We start from the raw sequence: 401 nt of genomic DNA, 5'->3' as shown, positions 1-401 counted from the left end.
CGGAAGGATGCCCGCACCGGCAGGGAGTGGGTACTTGCCCTTCCGAACGAACTGACCAGTGAGCAGCGTGCCGATCTGGCTGATAGCTTTGCCCGCGCACTGGTGGAGCGTTACGGGGTGGCCGTGGATGTGGCGGTGCATCTGCCCGGTAACGAAGGCGATGAGCGGAATCATCACGCGCACATCATGACCACCACTCGCAAGGTGGAGCGGGATGCCGAGGGCAAGCTGTCTTTTGGAGACAAATCAACCATTGAACTGTCCGACAAGAAGCGGACCAGCATGGGGCTTGGTAAAGGGGCAGACGAGGTAACAGAGGTTCGCCATCTATGGGCTGGCCTTGCCAATGCCGCGCTAGAGCGGGCCGGACAAGAGGCCCGGATAGATCACCGGACCAATGA

At 60.6% G+C, this 401-nt stretch carries 1 protein-coding gene; it reads left to right on the top strand.

Annotation, left to right across the window (positions count from 1 at the left end; genetic code table 11):
- A partial coding sequence (locus PY649_RS34920; protein WP_285873634.1) for a MobA/MobL family protein occupies positions 1–401 on the top strand: 401 nt, incomplete at both ends.

Source organism: Rhizobium mayense (assembly GCF_030272705.1).
Lineage (GTDB): Bacteria > Pseudomonadota > Alphaproteobacteria > Rhizobiales > Rhizobiaceae > Rhizobium > Rhizobium mayense.
Note: the sequence above shows the minus strand (reverse complement) of the source record. Positions and strands in the feature narration are given on the sequence as shown.